The following is a 19,860-nucleotide window of genomic DNA, read 5'->3' as shown; positions in this document are numbered from 1 at the left end:
CGCTGCAAATCAAACACCTTCTCAGTCACACTCGCAGTCGTCTTTTTCCATTTCTTCAAGCTCCTGCTCCTGCTGCTGCGCCTGCCATTGGGTCGTATCCCGCAAAACGTCGGCACCAGTGCGCTCACCGATGAGATCACGGACTTTTTCCAAGAGCCAGTGAGGAGTGGAAGCCGAACCCGTCACGCCGATGGTATCGCCGTCACGGAACCACGAGAAGTCAATGTCATGCTCATCCACGATAAGATGAGCACGATCATTCATGCGTTTGCAGACGCCATAGAGCGCCTTGGTGTTGGAACTCTTCGTCCCGCCGACCATCAGGATAACGTCCACTTGAGTGGCAAATTGCTCGAGGTCGCGGTCGCGGCCAACGACAAAGCGGCAGAGCGTATTCTCAACCTGCACTTCAACGTCACGAGCATACTCCTTGATCCACGCGATGCGTTCTTCGAACCACTCCTTTGCGACTGTGGTCTGCGCAAGGATGAAGACCTTCTTCTCGGGATCGAGTTGCCTGACATCTTCGCGTTCATAGACAACAAACGCTTCGTTGTCACAGTGACCTTTGATGCCGATAGTTTCGGGATGGTACGGTTTGCCGATGATGACGACCTGAGACCCGGCTTCGTAATGTTTGCGCGCGATATTTTGAGAACGCGTCACAACCGGACAGGTTCCGTCAATCAGTTCAACGCCAAGCTCCTTAGCTTTTGCATAAGTTTCCGGCGGTTCGCCGTGCGCACGAATCAACACTTGTTTCGGGCCACTCTGTGCGGCCATGCCGCTGTGATCAATCGAAGATAATCCGCTCTTTTCAAGGCGCGAAATTTCAACTTCATTGTGAATGATGTCACCCAGCGATACGAGCGGCAATCCCGTGTCACTCATGACCTTTTCGGCCATCTTCACTACGCGGCGGACGCCGCCGCAGAAACCCGCGCGCGGGTCCACTAAGACTTTCATGCTCATTCCACGTCTCCACGGGAAGGGCCGCTTGTAATCAGGTCTTTTGGGGCGCTTCCCTGCTTGGTCGGCCGTTCGGCGCGCAGGAGACCGTTGATGGCCTCTGATATATGCCGCGGCGACAGTCCGGCTACTTCGAGAATCTGAGTGCGCGATCCATGTTCAATGTAGCTGTCCGGCAAGTGCAGTGCGTGGAAGAGATGCTCGTGTCCATTGGACTTGAGATACATCGCCACTTGTGACCCGAATCCGCCGAAGGCCGTGCCTTCTTCAATGGTCAACACGGCATCATGGGAGTCCAGCAGCTGTTCAAGCAGCATATCATCCATCGGTTTGACGAACCGGCAATTCACGAGAGTTACGTTGTATTCTTCTGCAAGAATCACTTTGCGTGCAGCCTCAACCATCGTGCCGACCGCCAGGACGGCGACCTTCTTGCCTTCACGCAGAACTTCCCAGCTTCCGACTTTCAGGAGCGCAGGCGGTTCATCCCAGCGCACATGGTCCGGCGCTTTGTCGCGCGGGTAGCGAACTGCGAACGGGCCGTCATGCCAATGCAGTCCGGTGTGAATAAGGTTGCGCAATTCCTGCCCGTCACGCGGTGCGCACACAACAATACCCGGAATCGTGGAGAGGTAACCAAGATCATAACAGCCGTGATGCGTGGGGCCGTCCTCACCGACTAATCCGCCGCGATCCATGCACAACAGCACGGGCAGATGTTGGATTCCGCAGTCGTGCAATACATGGTCGTAGGCGCGCTGCAGAAACGTCGAGTAGATTGCCGCGATCGGCCGCATCCCTTCGGCAGCTAAACCAGCCGCGAATGTCACTGCATGTCCTTCGGCGATTCCTACGTCAAAGAACTGCTGAGGGCACTCTTGCGCAAATTCAACGAGTCCGGTGCCTTCTTTCATCGCGGCCGTGATCACGCAGACGCGTGAGTCGCGCTTCGCTTCCTGAATCACCGCCTTGCCAAAGATGTTCATGTAGGCTTCCTTTTCCGGCTCGGCGTTCGCCTCAGGCTTTGGCTCGACTTTCGCGGGAGTTTTCACGGCGTGCCATGTCACAGAATCCGCCTCTGCAACGTCGTAACCTTTCCCCTTGCGCGTCAGAAAATGCACGATCACAGGATGTTTATGCGACGCCTTGATGTTTCTCAGGATCTCTACGGCCTCGCGCACGTTGTGTCCGTCAAACGGCCCGAAGTATTGAAAACCGAACTCTTCAAACAACATACCGGGCGACACAAGTCCTTTGAGCGATGCCTCGAAACGACCTGCAAAATCCCGCATCGTCTTTGCTCCAACCGGCGACTTGCCCATCAGGTCCCACATCTCATCTTTAATGCGGGCGAGCAGGGGATTCGTCTCCATCTTAGCCAGAAACTTCGGAACAGCGCCGACATTCGGAGAAATGGACATCCGGTTGTCGTTCAGGATAATCGTGAAATCCCTGCCCGAGTGACCTGCATTGTTCAAGGCCTCGAACGCAAGCCCTCCCGTCATGCCGCCATCGCCGATAACCGAAACGACGCTGTGGCCTTCACCTTTCATGTCACGGGCAACCGCCATTCCGTATGCGGCGGAAAGAGAGGTGGAGGCGTGACCCGCGCCGAACGTGTCGTACTCGCTTTCATTCCGTTTCAGGAAACCGGATATTCCTCCCAGACTGCGAATGGTGGGCAGCTTGTCGCGGCGGCCGGTCAGAATCTTATGAATATATCCCTGATGCCCGACGTCCCAAACAATACGATCTTCAGGCGTATTGTAGACATAGTGCAGTGCGGCCGTTAATTCTACGACACCGAGTGACGCGGCGAGGTGTCCGCCAACCGCGTTGATGGTGTCCCACAAATAGCGGCGCAATTCTGCGCAGGCAAGTTCCAATTCATCGAGGCTGAGCTTACGCAGATCCTCTGGAGAATCCACACGCGCAAGCAAAGGATAGTCTTCCATCGAAATTGTGCTCAAGGGTTAGCTCCAGCAGGTTCATGCATAGCTCGAGGAGCGGTCGCCGTGTCACTCGAAGGTCGCTTGGGAGTCATGTTGCCCCACTTTCCTTTGAGCTTCATGGCAACCCATCCGAGGAATCCAGCCTCTATGAACAAATAGGCGAAAGCTTCCCAAGGGATACCCGGGGACGATCCCGCGCCGTAGCTGTGCAGTCCGGAAAGATAGAAGTTCACGCCGTAATATGTCATGACGACTACAGGGAAAGCGGCAACGGAAACAAACGCTAAACCCTTCCAGTTTAACCATCCTGCGCTGCGGCCGTGCAGGAATGCAATATAAACGAACCACGTAATCAGCGCCCAAGTTTCCTTCGGATCCCAACCCCAGAAGCGGCCCCAGCTCGAATCCGCCCAAACTGCGCCCAGCAGAATCCCGAAAATGAGCAACACCGATCCGACTTGTATAACGTGCAGATTTGCCCCTGCCATGCGCGCGAGCGGCGGTGTGATATTCCCTTTGGTTTTCGTCGCGCCAATCAACAGGATGTGCCCGATCACCATCGCAATCGCAAAACAACCGTAGCTTGCGAGCACGATAATCACGTGGTAAATCAGCCAGTAGCTCTGGAGCGCGGGCACCAGCGGATTGATTCCGCGATCCAGATTGGCGTAGTGCGCGAGCCACAACACGATACCGCCCATCAACGAACCTGACAAACCGAAAATCCGGTCACGCTTCACTAATTCGTAGATCAAGGAGACAATAACAACTGCCCAACCGATTGCCAGCAGTGATTCGTACATATTCGACCACGGTGCACGCCCGCCGATCTGCCAGCGCAAGAACATCCCTGCAGAATACAGCAGCAGGCCCCCGAACATCGCATAGGCACCGCTGCCACGCCATTTCGCGAAACGTTCTCTATAGCTGAACGCAAACAGAGCAGCACCCAGCAGCAAGAGCAGACGCGCCCAGAAGAACGGCTGCAGACGGTTATAGAAAATCTCCCAGCGCAGCGTCGATGAAATTTCAGGCTGCCCTTCAAGCAACGAACTCTGCATAGTGACGAACATCTCCGCCGAGCTGTTAAACATATCCGGTCGATTATCCGACACGGAGTGATACATTCCGGCGAACGCCAATCCGAGCGTCGAATACACATCGTTGGTAGCACGTCCGTGCACGGAGTCGTGATCGACCAACGCCAGCATTTGAGGCATCGTCATCCAAGTCACCGTCTTCGCGTCGCCCGAGAGCGGCGGGACGAACAGCGGCAGGTCATGGCTGAACACGGACGCGAGCACGTTCAGTTTATGCAGGACTTCGTTGGCCTTCGACTGGGTGAAGGTCAGCTTCTCGCCTGCTTTTTGCGCCTGTTGAGCCTCCATGACAATCTGCATCAAACGCGGCTTGCCGTGCAACTCGGCGATCGAGAAGCGGCTGCCGGGCTGATCCTGTAATCCAAGCTCCTGCCTCAAATCTCCTTTGGGCAAATACAGCAACGGCATCTGTGACCAGCGGCTTCCTTCCGCCATCCACCGGAAGTAGGTTTCTACGGGATGCTGTCCTTCGTAACGGTCTTTGCCAATGACATCAGTGACAAGTTCGCGTGCAAAAGTGTCGAGCGGTTTCAGACGTCCGCCGTCCTGCACGACAATCTTGCCGGCGAGGTTCCAGTCGAATTTCTCTTCCGCCTGTGCCAAAGTCAAGACCGCCAGCAAGGCGACGAGCAGGATCAGGGCCTTCTTCATACGTTGGCTCCCTCTTTAAGGTTGGGAGATTCAGCCATCAATTCCTCAGTCATTTCAGTATTCTCGAGCAATTCCCGCTGCGTCAAGCGCTGCTTCGGGGGAAATCGTCGTTTCAGCCACGGCTTCAAAAAGATAATCCCGACCATGGACAGCACGAGCAAACTGCCACCGATGTACAGGTAGGGGATACCCGGGTCATAGGATACTCCGAGCACTGTGGCTTGCCGTCCATCGGGCAAGTCAATCCATGATGCCTGACTGATTTTGTAGCCCTTGTAGACCAGCGGGTGATTGAGAATAACATCCCATTCAATCCGCTCGGGATTACCGGGATCATCCACGATCACGTGCGACTTGAACAGCGACGTCATGCCTGTGCCCGGGTAGAAGACCTGTTCGAAATTGACACAATGAACGCCGAAGGGCAGCACACGCTCTTCACCGATCGTTGTCTCCCAGTTCTCAAGGTCGAGCTGTTCGAGTCCGAATCGGTTCTCGGTTTCGCCCTCCAGAATCACCATCTGCCCCTGCATTCCGAACCTGTGGGTGACCAATGAGCCGGCCATAATCAACAGGAGCGAAATGTGCGTGAGTAGCCACGGGTATTGATGCGGGGAATAAGGCGCGCGTCGCAACGTGCAGCCGATCAGGTTCAGCGCGAGCAGCACAATCATCAGATCGAACCACCATGTGCGGTAGATGAGTATCCGTGCTGCCCCGTTTGAATAGACGGTCTCAATCCATGTGCCGTAGCCCATCGCAATTGCGAACAGGAACAGCAGCACGATGGTCAGCTTGACCGATGAGAAGATCAGCCAAATCCGGTCGAGTATCTTTACCAAGTCACTTCCCTTATGATAACGAATTGTGCCCGGACGCCAAACTCATAAACTCGAACGCGTCACTGGACAATCAGCACATCCTTGAGGCCGTCCACTTTTTCCAGCAGCGTGCGCGTGACGCCGCCCTCCATAGCCGAAAGAGATCCTCCGCAGCCGTCACATCCTCCGCCCATGGAAATCGTCGCTACGCCGTCCTTCAGCGACAAAAGCTGCGCATCCCCGCCTTCTGACTGAAAGATCGGACGAAACATATCCAACAGTCTGGTCACTTTCTGTGCCAGTTCCTGATCGAGATCGGTCGTCGTTTCAATGGTGCTCATGGACCGCATCCCTTTTCTGCTTTGAATTCTCAGGATTCACTTAGACCTTAGTCGTAAAGCTCGATTTTCACATCTTTCCGATCATAGCCCATCTCGGTCAGATGTGCGCGAGCGTCATCAAGCATCGCCCGCCAACCGCAGAGATAGAAAGTAGCTGGACGGCGGTCGGAAAAATGTTTGGTATAATGCAGGTGAACATGCCCCTGCGGTCCGTGCCAATCGTGCTGCCGCGACAGGACGGGGAAGAAGTGCAGCCCATGTTCGCGCCGCATCTTCTCAAAATCTTCGCGATAGAGTATGTCAGATTCGTAACGGTTGCCGAAAAACAGGCTCACAGGCGCTTTGATGATTCCCCGCGCGTAACCGTCGAGCAGCATCGAACGAAACGGCGCGATCCCTACGCCTGTCGAGATGAAACATGTCTCCTTCTCGACGACTTCGGGAAGCACGAAGTGGCCGATGGCGTCTGTTCCCTTCAAGTGCGACCCGGGTTTCGTCTCTTCAAACAAGATGCGTGTCGCCAGCCCATCCGGCACGCGGCCCACGCAAAGCTGAATCTCGTTTGTTCCGTTTGGCGCCGACGCAATCGAGTAGCTGCGGCGCGTGACTTTGGCGGGAATCGACGGGAAGTCAAGCTGGATGAACTGCCCGGCTTTGAAGTTGTAGGAGTCGCGTTCCGGCACACGAAGGTCGAAAAGCTTGACGGACGGAGTGACATCGGTAATGCGGACAACCTCGACGTCGAAGAAATTGTATTTCGGCCCCTTCCGAGGCTCAACCTGGATGTTCTCTACTAAGCTGCTCAATGCTCTATGGACTCCCTCCGGTTTCCGGAGGATAAAGGGGTAAAGTGTTCAAGGTTTTCGGTAGTCACGCGCGTCTTTTCGTTGAAGACGTTTCCCGTATTCACTGTATTCGCGTGCTCGAACAAGATCAAATGCACTTCTTCAATGGCGACGGGACAATGCTCGACGCCGTGCGGAATCAAAATCATCTCACCGGCACTCACCTCAACATCGCCGTCACGCAGTTTCATCAGCAGTTTGCCTTGCACGACCATGAAGAGTTCATCCTCAACATCATGATGATGCCAGACGAAGTCCCCCTTCAGCTTGACGAACTTGACCGCACACTCATTGACCAGCGCGGCAATCCTCGGATGCTCGTAGTCATCGATGCGGGCAAATGCGTCTGCGATGGAGATCTTGGTGGGCACTTAAGCGCTTGCTATGAACCGAGCTTTCCCAGCCGGTCTTTGCGAAACATCGTAAGCATCGGCTTCGCGGAGCAGGGCGGGGATGAGTTCTTCTTCAGGCAGCGTTGCCACGACCTTGCCGTCTTTCATCAGAAGGCCTTTGCCCTTGCCGCCGACAACCGCGAGGTCTGCCTCGCGCGCTTCACCGGGACCATTCACAACACAGCCCATTACCGCAATATGCAGTGGCTTCTCTATCTTGGAAACGGCCTGTTCCACGCGGGCTGTCAGGTCCAGCAAGTCCACTTCACAGCGTCCGCAGGACGGGCACGCCACCAGATTCACACCTTTTGTCCTCAGACCAAGTGACTTAAGAATCTCCCACGCTACCTTGACTTCCTGCACCGGGTCCGCCGTGAGTGACACTCGCAGCGTCTCGCCGATGCCGTTTTGCAGAAGATAGCCAATACCGAGCGCGGACTTAATTGAACCCGTAAAGAGTGGTCCCGCCTCGGTCACTCCCAGATGCAGCGGGTAGTCGCTACGTTCACGAAACAGCGTATACGCTTCAATCATGCGCGGCACATTGGAAGCCTTCAGAGACACTGTGGTGTTTGTGAATCCCTCGTCCTCCAGAAACTCCAGATGCCGAATCGCCGACTCGACCATGCCCATGGGTGTCGGGCCCTGATACTTGTCAATGATATCCTTTTCCAGCGAACCCGAATTCACACCCACGCGCATCGCCACTCCAGCCTCGCGGGCCGCTTTCGTCACGACTTTCGCGCGGCCTTCGCCTCCCAGATTTCCGGGATTGATGCGGATTTTATCGACTCCTGCGTCAATCGCTTTGAGCGCCAACTTATAGTGAAAGTGAATGTCGGCCACCAGCGGAACGCGCATGTTCTTCTTGATTTCGGGCAGCGCGCCTGCTGCCTCGTCATCTGGAACCGCAACACGAATGATCTCACAACCTGCTTCTTCGAGGCGATGAATCTGCTCGAGGGTCGCTTTGGCATCGCGCGTGTCCGTCAGCGTCATGGATTGAATCGCTACCGGATGGTCTCCTCCGATGGTCACCGCGCCGATTCGGCACTCCCGCACGCGCTTGTGACGAAACGATTTCGGGGAGAACTCCACTGGCTCCGGCAGAGCCAACCCTATGGCTGGCTTGTCTGTACAACTGCCCATTAACGGCAATTCAAACACGGCACACTCTTTCAAATATGACTTAAGTTGTCAGCTTAGCGAAGCTATTAACCCGTTAATATACACTCTCGGCGGGGAAATGTCAATTTTGCTTGTCACTCGACCCATTGTTTTTTCAACGTTTTGGCACGCAAGAAGTTTCACTGCAGCGATCATCTCCGGCAGTGAAATTTGATTGAATTTCGCTGCTTGGGGTATTTGCGTTGCATCTTGGCTCCTGATTTTGTAATCTCATATCAACTGAAAACTTAGGAGGGACCGTGCAGGTCATCTGGTTGTTTCTTGTTGCCACCGGAGTCATTACTGCCATGTTGACAGGCAGAATGGCGGACGTTACAAAAGCTGTCATAGAGGCCGCAAAGACCTCCGTTGAGCTGTCAATCGGCCTCATCGGAATCATGGCTTTATGGTTGGGTTTTATGAAGTTAGCGGAAGGGGCTGGCTTAGTCCAGGCTTTGGCTCGTCTACTCCGGCCTGCCATGAAGAGGCTTTTCCCGGACGTGCCTCCCGAGCATCCGGCGATGGGGTCAATGCTCTCGAATATCGCTGCGAACATGTTGGGTTTAGGTAACTCGGCGACAGCGCTTGGCCTGAAGGCGATGCAAGACCTGAAGAGTCTTAGTAAACATGCCGAAACCGCAACAAATGCGATGGCGACCTTTCTCACCATAAACACCACGTCTGTGACAGTTATCCCGGCAACCGTGATCGCCATGCGTGCCTCGGCAGGGTCGGAGAATCCTGCCGGAATAATTGGCGCAGCAATCATCGCGACTATCTGTTCGACGGCGGTCGGCGTGACCATGGCGAAGCTGCTCGAGAAGCGCAAAGCGTATCGTCTGCCGGAGGAGGAAGCAACGCAATGAAAGAGTGGATTCTACAGGCCGCTCAAACGGCATCAGATTGGGCGATTCCGCTGCTTTTCTTGATCATTGTGATTGCTGCGACTGTCAAGAAAGTCAAGCTCTATGAAGAATTTGTGGAAGGAGCCAAGGACGGCTTTAACGTAGGTGTGCGCATCATTCCCTATTTGGTCGCAGTTCTGTGTGCCATAGCAATTTTCAGGTCATCAGGGGCGCTGGATTTCGCCGTCAACGGCCTGAGCTTCATTCTTGAACCACTGGGCATTCCTCCTGAAGTGCTGCCAATGGCACTGGTGCGCCCGCTCTCGGGTTCTGGTGCTCTTGGCGTGCTTTCCGAAGGATTGGATACATATGGGCCGGATTCACTGCTCGGCAACACGCTGTCCGTCATGATGGGTTCGACAGAAACCACTTTTTACGTGTTGGCAGTCTATTTCGGCTCAGTGTCAGTGCGCAAGACACGCCATACCCTGCCCGCCTGTCTTATCGGTGACGCGGCGGGTCTGTTAGCTGCGATTTATGTCAGCAAGTTCTTCTTCAATTAGAATTTCGCGCCATGCATTATCTCGTCATCACCCTCTTCTTTGCATTCGCAGTCCGTGCTGCGGAAACTCCGATCTCCGGATGGAAAGTCTCTCCGGTCACTCCGCTTCCCCCGGCGGCTTTTGAAGACTCTTCGCTCAAGACGGTCGAGCTACTGAACTACGTTCGGCTGGATTGGCCGTCCAGTCAGCTTGATGTATCTGAGTGGTCGAATCAGTGGGAGACCGAACTGACTTTTCGCACCGAGGCACCGCGCGCCTACGGAGTTGCGGCAACCTATTTAACTGCCGACCGCTTTGCAAAGGCGAAACTCGTGGCGACCGGTACGCGGCCGTTTACAGTACATTCGAGCGGCAAAGAGCTCGGGAAGGCCGCATCTACGGATAGCGGCCGATATGAGGTCATATCAGAAATTACCCTCGACCGCTCGCGGATGCAGATCGTGATAGTAACTGTTTCTCAGACGACCGACAGCGGAGCTTGGCGTGTTTCTGCGGTGGTCAAGACGGATTCCGCTTCTTTGGCCAAAGTTCAGTCGGGTACGGCTTTGCCGTTTCGCCCAGCACACTTTGAACGTGAATCCGACCTTGAAGACTTCGGCGGACTCGCACTGTCCCCCGACGGAAAGTATCTTGCACTTCAACGTTCGATTCGTGTCGGCGATGACAACAAGAAGGTATCATGGTACGAAATCTGGGACGTAGAATTGTCTATGCCTTACCACGTTTTCAGCAGCAAAGACGGCATGTCGAAGTTGAAATTCTCTCACGACGGCAAGTCACTCTACTATCTGTCGCAGCAGGAAGAAGGCGCGGAAGTTTGGCGCATGAACATCGCCTCGCGAACGTCCGAAAGACTGCTCGCTTCTGTCAAAGGCCTTGAGAGTTTTCAGGTTTCCCCCGATGGCAAACAAGTCGTATACGCCCTAAGCAAAGAGAAACCCGAAAACAAGTCAAGCTACGAGCTGTTTCGAGAAATTGAAGATCGCCTGCCGACATTCAACAATCGTCGCGAACTGTATTTAGCAGACCTTACGACTGGCGTGTCGCGCAAGCTTACGATGACTGGAGACTTTGAAGTTGAGAAATGGTCGCTATCGCCCAGCGGCAAGCAGCTCGTGCTGCTGCGCAGTTTCCCCTTGTCCGTGCGGCCGTATTCGAAGCAGGAATTCTGGACGTTGGATCTGGTTTCAGGAGAGAGTAAGTATGTTTTCACTCACAACAACGTGGAACTACCACAAAACATCTGCTGGATAGATGACAGCAGAATTGCCTATTCCGCTGGAGCCCACGACGCTTCGCCTGATGATACGACCTTTCACAACTCTGCGCAGCTCGTTGCCTATACATTGAATTTGCGCACCGGCGAGCATCGCAATCTGACAGGCGGGGAGGAATTCTCGCTGTTGGACGAGGGAAGTGATCCCAAAATATTCTATAACCCGAGAGATCGTCATCTCTATTTTCATGTTGCACGTGGCGGACATGTTCAGTTTGCAAAGTGCTCGCCGGACGGCAAGAGCATTGTCTATCGCCCGTTCAAGAGCCGCTACGATTTCACAGACACCCCGGCCTTCGCGGCAAACGGAACACGGATCGCATATGCCGCATCCGGTTTTGGCTCGCCCAAAGCTCTCGCCGTCCTTGACGTTGCTGCAAGTCGAGAGCGTGTCCTGTTTGATCCCAATGCAAAGATAGCAGCCGACTGGGAATTGGGGACAATGGAAGAGGCCAATTTTGTGAATCGCCTTGGGATTCAAATAGACGGTTGGCTCTACAAACCGGCCGACTTCACCCCTGATCAGACGTGGCCGCTGATTGTCTATTTCTATGCGGGCGTCTCACCTCGAGATGTACGATTCAGCTACACCTATCAATTCTGGCTTGCCAATGGCTACGTGGTCTACGTGCTGAATTCTGTTGGAGCGTTTGGTCGGGGACAGGAGTTCGCGGACTACCATGCCAACGACTGGGGAACGGAAGCGACGCAGGACGTCATCGAGGGAACACAGAAACTACTTGCCGCACACCCATACCTGGATTCCACGCGGATGGGATGTTACGGCGGGAGTTATGGCGGTTTCATTGTGCTTGACCTGCTGACAAAGACCTCGATGTTCAAGACCGCGATAGACATGTACGGGATTTCGAATATCACAAACTACTTTGGCGGCGGAACGTGGGGGTATTGGTATGGAGAAATTGCTGCGCCGGGGAGTTTCCCCTGGTCGCACCGCGATGTATTCGTTGACAAATCGCCGATCTACAATGCGGATAAAATAAAGACTCCCTTGCTGATTCTGCACGGCGGGGCAGATAATAACGTGCCATGGATCGAGTCCGACCAGATGTTTGTGAGTTTGAAACTGCTCGGACAGGAAGTGGTGTATGCCCGTTTCAAGGATGAAACTCACAACATCAATACAAAGTACAGCAACCTCGTCGAACATCGCCAGATGATGCTTGAATGGTTCGACAGATACCTGAAAGACCAACCCGAGGCTTGGGAATCGCGGATGAACTCCTACCCAAGATAGTCAAGCGATTGCTTGTATTGAGAGGAGGCATGAGATAGACCCACGAGGTTTTGCTCCACGCCGATCGCTTTAATCGCTTGATTAATTAAATACTTAAGTAAAGAATGAGATATGCGTGGCGAGAAAGCCCCGTAAATTTTGCCTGAGAATAAGTCCGCAAGCGCTTGCACAGCCCATCACGAATAGTTAATTTAACCCAAATTAGACCGGCCCGGTCCAGAACCGGGCTTTCCCGTATCCATTTTGGACGACATGGAGGAGACTTGATGGCGAGTATTACAGGACTGTTCACGCGCACTCTCATCGTACTTGCTTTCGCCAGTGCGGCGTTGGCAGAGCAGGCGAACACCGCACCCATTTATTCGACCTATCAAGGCAAAGGGGCGAATCTAACGGTCAGCAAGACCGGCCCAGAATTCACGACCATTGCTTTTGATGGTTCAGACCTTCAGCGCCAGACGCTGGTCAAGGACTTTGAGTCCTACGACTTCTTTGGTATTGACGGCGAAGGCTTGATCGTTGATGAAGGGGCTCCGGCGCTGCCGCACGTGACGCGGTATTACCGGATCCCTGAGACGGGTGGAGTGGATCTGGTAATTCGCGCAGCCGAGTTTGATCTTGTTGAGAACATCAATGCGATCCCCTATGTCGAAGAGGGAAATGAGTTTCGCCGCGATGTCAAGGATCCGATGATCTACGGCGATAATGCCTGGTATCCGCCGAATATCGTGGAGATGTCGGAGCCGATGATCATGCGCGATTTCCGTGTTGTGACCGTGCGTATCTACCCTGTTCAAATCAATCCGGTGACGCGGCAGGCGCGCATATATGGCAATGTTCAGGTGGATCTGGTTCCCAACGACCTTCCATCGGTGAATGAGTTGGGTCGCGTTCGCCGTCCCACGAAGTCGTACGTGCCGATGTATCAACACTTGATCGAAAATCTGGATGATCACGCGCTGGACGACGCCACGACGAAGCCCGGAACCTACATGATTTTCGCCCGCACAGACGGTGCGGTCAATCAGTGGGTGGATAGCCTTGTGCTGTGGAAGAAGCGCTCCGGCCACCTGGTTGAGGTAAATCAGCAGGCGAGTTGGACCGCGACACAGATTATGAATATCATCCGCGCGAACTTCCAGAATCAGGATATTGAGGATGAGGATCGCGTGGAATTCGTCTGTTTGATGGGTGACCCTCAGGCAAGTTTCGGGATTCCGGTTTCTGGATCGAGCGACTATGACCACGGCTACGCGCTGGGCAACACGGGGGATGACATTGAAGACATCGGCGTGGGTCGCTTCTGCGCCTCCTCTTCTTCAGACTTTGCGACCTTGTTTGCCAAGACGGTTGCGTATGAACGCAATCCGCACATGGACGACCCCACATGGTTCCGCAAGGCGTTCCTCTATGCCGGTATCGCACGCGAGTTGACGTCCAACTATACGACGTTTCAGTGGTTTCAGGATATGCTGATTCGCAATACCGGAATCGACAGCGTGTATCTCCTGACGCATTCCAGTGACGCCGTGAATGACGCGACAATCGTTCAGCAGATAAACGCTGGGCGCAGCATCTTCTTGTGGAGAGGAAGTTGGATCGGGGGCATGAGCACGAGTGTGGCAGGACAGTGCAATAACGGTGCGAAGCTTCCGATTTCGCTCACTGTAACCTGTGCAACGGGATCGTTTGAGAGCGGAGTAGCAGTTTCAGAGTCCTGGGCCTTGGCAGGTTCTGCAGCATCACCCAAGGGAGCGGTGTGCGGCCTTGGCACCGCAACTGCAGGAACGCACCCGCCGGAAAACCTTTGTGTGACGGGTGGGTTGTGCTACGCAATTGCCAATCAGCGCATCGAACACCTTTCGCATTGCGTGAACGCCGCAAAGGCCTGGCTGGTTCCGACATTCGGCGCAGGTTCGTCGCAGTCCAATAACTTCCAGCGCTGGTTCAACTTGATGGGAGATCCCGGTCTGGCAATTTGGACGGAGACCCCGCAGGTTGTTGCCGCCACACATGCCGGCACGCTGAATGTTGGTGCACGTTCGTTGACGGTGCATCTTGGCGATAATCAGTCTGGTGCTCCGGTGGCTGATGCGTTGGTGACGGCGTGGAAGGGTACAGAATGCTACGTTCGTGGGCTGACAAACTCGAATGGTGACATTGTTTTACCGATTACGGTTGATTCGCCCGGCACGCTGCTGTTGACCGCAACGAAACACAACATGAAGCCCTATTTGGCGAACGTGAGCGTTGCCGCGGCCAGTGAGAACATCGGCTACCTGACGATGACCGTGGATGATGACAATGCGGGCGGAACCTCGGGCAATGGCGACGGCAATCCGAATCCCGGCGAAACTGTGGATTTGGCCGTCGTAATGCAGAATTCCGGAACGTCAGTTACCGTAACTGGCATCACCGCCACACTTACAACGACCAATGGCAAAGCTACGGTGGTCTCGGGCACCTCTACCTATCCGGCACTGGCCCCGGGTCAATCAGCGATGGGGGCGACGCCTTTCCGACTTCAATTGAGTCAGGACCTGCAGCATAACGAAATCGTTCCATTGCGATTTGCGATTGCCTCGTCTGGAACGCCGACGGTTAGCCTTGTGGATATGAGCGTTCGTGCGGCGCGTATCCAGTATTCGACGCACGCTTTCGTGGGTGCATTCGGTCCGGGTCAGACCCGCGATTTGAGTGTGACACTCCGGAATCGTGGCGTATTGCCGATGACAGGTGTCACGGCGCGATTGATTTCGGGAAGTCCGTTTGTCTCTGTCGAAACCGGAATCGTCAGCTATCCTGACATCGCTGTTGGCGGCACGGCAGTAAATACTGCAAATCGCTTCACTTTAAGTGCAAACACTCTGACATTTCCCGGGCATCAGGCGCCGATGACGTTGATTGTGACGGGGAACGGGGGATTCGCTGATACGGTCTTCTTCAACGCGGCGGTGGGATCCGCGGCAGGAACGGACCCCTGTGGACCGGATGCCTACGGATATTATGCGTATGACAATGTCGATGTAGCCTACGAACTTCATCCTGACTACAACTGGGTTGATATCAGCACAGGTCTGGGGACGAATTTGAATCTCAATGATCCGGGTGAAAAGACTCAGATCACTTCGATTTATGCTACGGCACGTCAATTGCCGTTCCCGTTCCAGTTCTACGGCGTGCAGTATGATACCTTGACGATAACCGCAAGCGGTTGGGTGGCATTTGGCAATCAAGCTTGGGTCGACCATTTCCGTAACTATCCCATCCCTGCACAGTCGGCGCCGCGCGCAATGATTGCTCCTTACTGGGATGACTTGAAGACGAATGGTGCAGGCCAGGGAGTTTGGTACTATCACGATCAGGCCAACGACCGCGTGATTGTGCAATGGAAAGCATCCTCCGGCAGCGGATGGAGCACAAATCAAAACTTCCAGGTCATTCTCTATGGTCAATCCTTGACGCCGACACTCGACGGAAACGGCAGGATTCTGATTCAGTATAATACCGTGACAATGAACACCAGTGGAGCGTTCGGTACTGAGATTTCAGGTTCTTCGGTCGGTATTCATGACGAATCACAACTGATTGGCTTGCAGCTGGCCTATCGCAGTACCTACTCGCCCGGCTGTGCAACAATTCAGGCGGGACGTGCCATCCTCATCACGACCGATGCCCGCGCGTTGTTTGGCACAGTTGTGGGAACGGTCACGGATGCGGAAACCAGTCAACCGATGCAGGACGTCCGCGTCACGATTGACGGGTTTAACTACAGTGATATGACCGACGCGAACGGCCAATACGTGATTGAAAACGTGCTGATTGGCGAATACACGGTGCGAGCGAACAAGTCTGGCTTCAACGAGTCCACGGTGAGTGGAGTGCTGGTCGATTTGGACAGCACGGTAACCGTCAACTTCAGCATGCTTCATCCCGAAATGGAGTTATCTGCGCAGGCGCTGACGATTGCCTACCCACAGCAGAGTTCTGCCTCGTTCAACGTCATCAATGACGGCAACGGCCCGCTCGATTATCAGATTCGGATGTCTCATACGATAAATGGCGAAGTCGTCAATGACTGGAGTCCGGTTCAGTACATCAATATTTCGGAATTGACAGGTGACTTCCAGATGCTTGGCTGTGAGTTCGTCAATGACCTCTGGTTTGTCTCAGGAGGTTCGGGTCCGACCGGAACAAACTGGATTTATCGTTTTGACCGTGAAGGGAATCGTGTTGAGCCAGCGATCCCGCAGCCTTCTACGTCACCATTCGGGTGGTATGACCTCGCCTTCGACGGCTCCTACCTCTATGGCTCGCAGGACGGCTCAGGCACAATAACCGGCATTGATTTGAATGGCAACGTGGTCGTTCAAATCCCCAGCCCTCTGAATCCGACCCGTGCAATTGCTTACGACCCCGCGTTGGACAGATTCTGGATTGGCGACTTTACGCAGAACATCTACTCCATTGACCGCGACGGCAATATATTTGCACAAGTCGTGAATGACGGACCGGGTGAACTGGCCATAACAGGACTTGCCTGGTGGCCGCAGGATCCGGATGGCTATAAGCTCTACATATTCAGCCGCGACGGCGGGACCAATCAAACGCGTGTCACCCGCATGCATCCAACCACCTACGATCGTCAGACGGTGGCCGTGCTCGAAAGCTCTGATTACACAGCGGGTGGCTGTACAGTCACGGCGGACTATGATGACCTGATGGTTTCATTCGGCGGCGTTCTGCAGCATTCGACGGGCGACAAGCTCGGGATCTACCAGATGAAATTTGTCCAAGACTGGGCAACCATAACGCCGGCGCAGGCGACGGTCTCTGGCGGACAGGCGCGGGAAGTGACGCTCACGGCGAATCTGACAAACTTCCGCACCGCAGTGCATACGGTTTCGCTCTTCGTGTCCAATGCCGTCCTCGAGATGGATATCGAATTGCCTGTGACTTTGGACGTGGCGACCGCGATCGGTGACGATCCTCGTAATGATCTATTGCCGCTTGAATACTCACTTGGTCAGAATTACCCGAATCCCTTTAACCCGACAACCACGATTGAATACAGCTTGAAGCAGACGAACCAGACTCGCTTGTCCGTCTATAACGTGGCTGGCCAGGAGGTCGCGCGATTAGTGGATGGGATGCAGCAGGCTGGGGCGCACTCTGTCCAGTTTGATGCGTCCGGTCTCCCCTCTGGTATGTATTTCTACCGACTGGAAAGCGGGAATTTCACTCGCTCTGCGAAGATGATTTTGTTGAAGTAGCAGTGGTCCATGATTGCTGACGGAGCGGGACGCAGAGCGTCCCGCTCTGCATTTGGATAGTTGCGTATCGCGGACGAAATGTGTACCTTCTGCCATTCGAACAAACACGAAAGTTACCTTGCGAATCGGTTACGTCCATAGCCGCGCTTTCCCATCGGTGGAAGCCAACGTTGTTCAAGTCGTGCAGATGTGCCGAGCTTTTGCTGCACTTGGTCACGAAGTTACACTCTTCATTCCACGTCGAAACGAGTTTGATACGGACGAAACCGCTCTCGTGCAGGCGCGGAATCTCTTCGGAGAGCAACTCGGTTTCAAGATTGTCTTTGTTCCACGGAGGAAGATTTTCGGTCGTCTCGAGGTCCTGGGCAGTGTTTCTGGAACCCTCGAAGCAATTCGCAAGCACCCACAGGACTTGATTTACAGCCGCAATCCTTGGTCGGTTGCGTTTCTGCCGCGGGCAAACGTGCCGTTCATCTGGGAAGCGCACGAAGAACATGTGCACAAACGCTCCAAGTTCCTCGGAAAATTGCTTCAAAGTTTGATCGTGCGCACATCGAAGCGGCCCGAATTGGTCAAGGTTGTCGCAATTTCCGGAGCTCTGGCGCGGGTGTGGGAAGGCTATGGCGTGCCACGCGGCAAATTGATAGCCGCTCATGACGGAGTTGACTTGGAACTGTTTGGAGCCCCGCAAAGCAGGCTATCCGCCAGAATGGCGCTGGGCATAAGTCCAAACAAGCGGGTCGTTGTCTATACAGGTGCACTTAAGCGGGATCGGGGAATCAACATGATCCTCGCCGCGGCGCAACGGGTGTCCGATGCTGAGTATTACATCGTCGGGGGTGACGAGCAAGAGATTCGTTTTTGGCAAAGCGAGATTAATCGGTTACAGCTGTCGAATACACACTTGGTCGGGCGAATCGCGCATCAGGAGGTACCGCGTTGGCTGGCCGCTTCAGACATCCTTTTGATGATGTGGACATGGAAGGTGCCAACGATATCGGTCTGCTCACCGATGAAGTTGTTTGAATATATGGCCGCGCGGCGGATGATTGTCGGGCCCGCCTTTCCCACAGTGCTTGAAGTTCTTGAAAATCGAAAGGACGCAATTCTTTTTGAACCGGATAGCATCGAAGAGATGGAACAGGCGTTGCGAGAAGGGCTTGCGCGATGTGATGAGACCGACATGCCGGACAGCGCTTTTCAGAAAGTTGCGCGAGACTATACATGGGAAGCTCGCTGCCGGAGAATTCTTGAGAGTTTATAGAGGCAAGGAGAGATAGATGCGAGAAGATTCCCTGCTTGAACAGTTTAGGTACATTACTTTAGAAGAATGGATCTTGGCTGGCGCGGCGCTGGCGGGTGGCTGGATTCTGATGAAACTCGCCATGCTCGTAATCCGTCGATTAGCGAAGCTCGCGGAACGAACGCAGGGGGACGCCGATGATATCATTCTCGCAGCCGTGCGGCGTCCTGTTGCCTGGATGTGCTTCTTTCTTGGACTCTGGGTCGCGCTGACAGTTCTTCCCCTTCCGTCCGAACCTGTTGACATCGACAGGTTCTTCTACTCTTTCATGAAGTCCGCGACGATCTTTATCGGATTCTGGCTGATTGTGCGTCTGATCAGCGGATTCATGAAGTCGGCTGAAGAGCGCGCCAAACTGGTCAATCCGCAGATTGCAGGAATTATCCCGTTGGGACGCAAGTCGATCGTCGTTGTCATGTGGATAGTCGCGACGCTCATTGCTCTTCAAAACATCGGCTACTCGGTGACGTCGCTGCTTGCGGGTATTGGACTGGGCGGCGCCGCGCTGGCCCTCGCGGCTAAAGACACATTGTCGAATGTGTTCGGAAGCATTGTCATTTTTGTGGACAAGCCGTTCGCTGTGGGGGATTACGTAAAAGTCGGATCAATCGAAGGAATCGTTGAAGAAGTGACTCTCCGTGTCACGCGCATCCGCACGTTTGAACGTAGCCTGATCACAGTGCCCAATTCGGATCTGACGACGAAACCGATCGAGAACTTTAGTCGTCGCGAGAAGCGCCGCATCCGCATGGAAATCGCGGTTACCTATGACACTCCGGCTGCAAAACTCGAAGAGGCAATCGCAAGTATTCGACAGCTGATTGTCGAGGACGAAGGTCTGCATACGGATGCCCATCACGTCTATTTCTTCAAGTTTGACACGTCAAGTCTAAACATACTTGTCCAGTGCTTCACGGTTGACACAGACTTTCAGTTGTTTCTTGAAACACAGCACAGGCTCTTGATGAACATCAAGCGTGAGCTTGAAAGGATAGGTGTCGAGTTTGCCTTCCCGACACAGACGCTTCATATTGCGGGATTTCCAGAAAGCCTGGGCACAAAATCAGTCACTCACGCCTCTTAGAGGCTTGAGCCTCCTCGAGA

Annotated in this window: 14 protein-coding genes; 6 read left to right on the top strand and 8 right to left on the bottom strand. The window is 54.2% G+C overall.

All coding sequences use genetic code 11. The features are described 5' to 3' along the window. Positions 1-21: 21 nt before the first annotated feature. Genes KJZ99_10200 through ispG form a run of 8 tightly spaced genes read right to left on the bottom strand, consistent with a single transcriptional unit; the run spans position 22 to position 8,220 of the window. Positions 22-972 (bottom strand): 4-hydroxy-3-methylbut-2-enyl diphosphate reductase, encoded by a 951-nt coding sequence (locus KJZ99_10200; GenBank protein ID MCL4306276.1) that lies wholly within the window; start codon positions 970-972, stop codon positions 22-24. Beyond that, the gene (gene dxs, locus KJZ99_10195; GenBank protein MCL4306275.1) at positions 969-2,924 is read right to left on the bottom strand and encodes a 1-deoxy-D-xylulose-5-phosphate synthase; all 1,956 of its coding nucleotides are present in this window, start codon (positions 2,922-2,924) and stop codon (positions 969-971) included. The genes KJZ99_10200 and dxs overlap by 4 nt, the downstream gene beginning before the upstream one ends. Before the next feature lie 11 nt (positions 2,925-2,935). Further along, on the bottom strand, positions 2,936-4,672 hold the full coding sequence (gene ccsA, locus KJZ99_10190; GenBank protein MCL4306274.1) for a cytochrome c biogenesis protein CcsA: 1,737 nt from the start codon (positions 4,670-4,672) through the stop codon (positions 2,936-2,938). Then, complete coding sequence (locus KJZ99_10185) at positions 4,669-5,514, bottom strand: cytochrome c biogenesis protein ResB (GenBank protein MCL4306273.1); 846 nt, start codon at positions 5,512-5,514, stop codon at positions 4,669-4,671. The genes ccsA and KJZ99_10185 overlap by 4 nt, the downstream gene beginning before the upstream one ends. Before the next feature lie 59 nt (positions 5,515-5,573). After that, positions 5,574-5,834, bottom strand: coding sequence for a NifU family protein (locus tag KJZ99_10180; protein MCL4306272.1), 261 nt, complete (start codon positions 5,832-5,834; stop codon positions 5,574-5,576). A 47-nt stretch (positions 5,835-5,881) separates the two neighbouring features. Then, positions 5,882-6,640, bottom strand: a complete 759-nt coding sequence (locus KJZ99_10175; protein MCL4306271.1) for an oxidoreductase — start codon at positions 6,638-6,640, stop codon at positions 5,882-5,884. Then, positions 6,637-7,050, bottom strand: coding sequence for a cupin domain-containing protein (locus tag KJZ99_10170; protein ID MCL4306270.1), 414 nt, complete (start codon positions 7,048-7,050; stop codon positions 6,637-6,639). The genes KJZ99_10175 and KJZ99_10170 overlap by 4 nt, the downstream gene beginning before the upstream one ends. Continuing rightward, positions 7,051-8,220 carry a flavodoxin-dependent (E)-4-hydroxy-3-methylbut-2-enyl-diphosphate synthase gene (gene ispG, locus KJZ99_10165; GenBank protein ID MCL4306269.1) on the bottom strand — a complete coding sequence of 390 codons (1,170 nt, stop codon included), beginning with the start codon at positions 8,218-8,220 and terminating at the stop codon, positions 7,051-7,053. It abuts the gene before it with no gap. Positions 8,221-8,546: 326 nt separating this feature from the next. On the opposite strand from ispG, the gene KJZ99_10160 reads away from it, so the two are divergent. From KJZ99_10160 to KJZ99_10135, 6 genes are all read left to right on the top strand, one after another. Next, positions 8,547-9,104: a nucleoside recognition protein gene (locus KJZ99_10160; protein MCL4306268.1), complete on the top strand. Its 558-nt coding sequence runs from the start codon at positions 8,547-8,549 to the stop codon at positions 9,102-9,104. Further along, the gene (locus KJZ99_10155) at positions 9,101-9,646 is read left to right on the top strand and encodes a spore maturation protein (GenBank protein ID MCL4306267.1); all 546 of its coding nucleotides are present in this window, start codon (positions 9,101-9,103) and stop codon (positions 9,644-9,646) included. Before KJZ99_10160 ends, KJZ99_10155 begins: the two co-directional genes overlap by 4 nt. Before the next feature lie 11 nt (positions 9,647-9,657). Then, positions 9,658-12,180, top strand: coding sequence for a prolyl oligopeptidase family serine peptidase (locus KJZ99_10150; protein MCL4306266.1), 2,523 nt, complete (start codon positions 9,658-9,660; stop codon positions 12,178-12,180). 266 nt (positions 12,181-12,446) lie between these two features. Beyond that, entirely contained in the window at positions 12,447-17,453 is a 5,007-nt protein-coding gene (locus tag KJZ99_10145) for a carboxypeptidase regulatory-like domain-containing protein (protein ID MCL4306265.1), read from the top strand. 118 nt (positions 17,454-17,571) lie between these two features. After that, a complete protein-coding gene (locus KJZ99_10140; protein MCL4306264.1) occupies positions 17,572-18,717 on the top strand; it encodes a glycosyltransferase family 4 protein in 1,146 nt (381 codons plus the stop codon). 16 nt (positions 18,718-18,733) lie between these two features. Beyond that, positions 18,734-19,840: a mechanosensitive ion channel family protein gene (locus KJZ99_10135; GenBank protein ID MCL4306263.1), complete on the top strand. Its 1,107-nt coding sequence runs from the start codon at positions 18,734-18,736 to the stop codon at positions 19,838-19,840. The last annotated feature ends 20 nt before the right edge of the window (positions 19,841-19,860 follow it).

It is taken from the genome of bacterium (assembly GCA_023382385.1).
In the GTDB taxonomy this organism is placed as follows: domain Bacteria; phylum Electryoneota; class RPQS01; order RPQS01; family RPQS01; genus JABWCQ01.
Note: the sequence above shows the minus strand (reverse complement) of the source record. Positions and strands in the feature narration are given on the sequence as shown.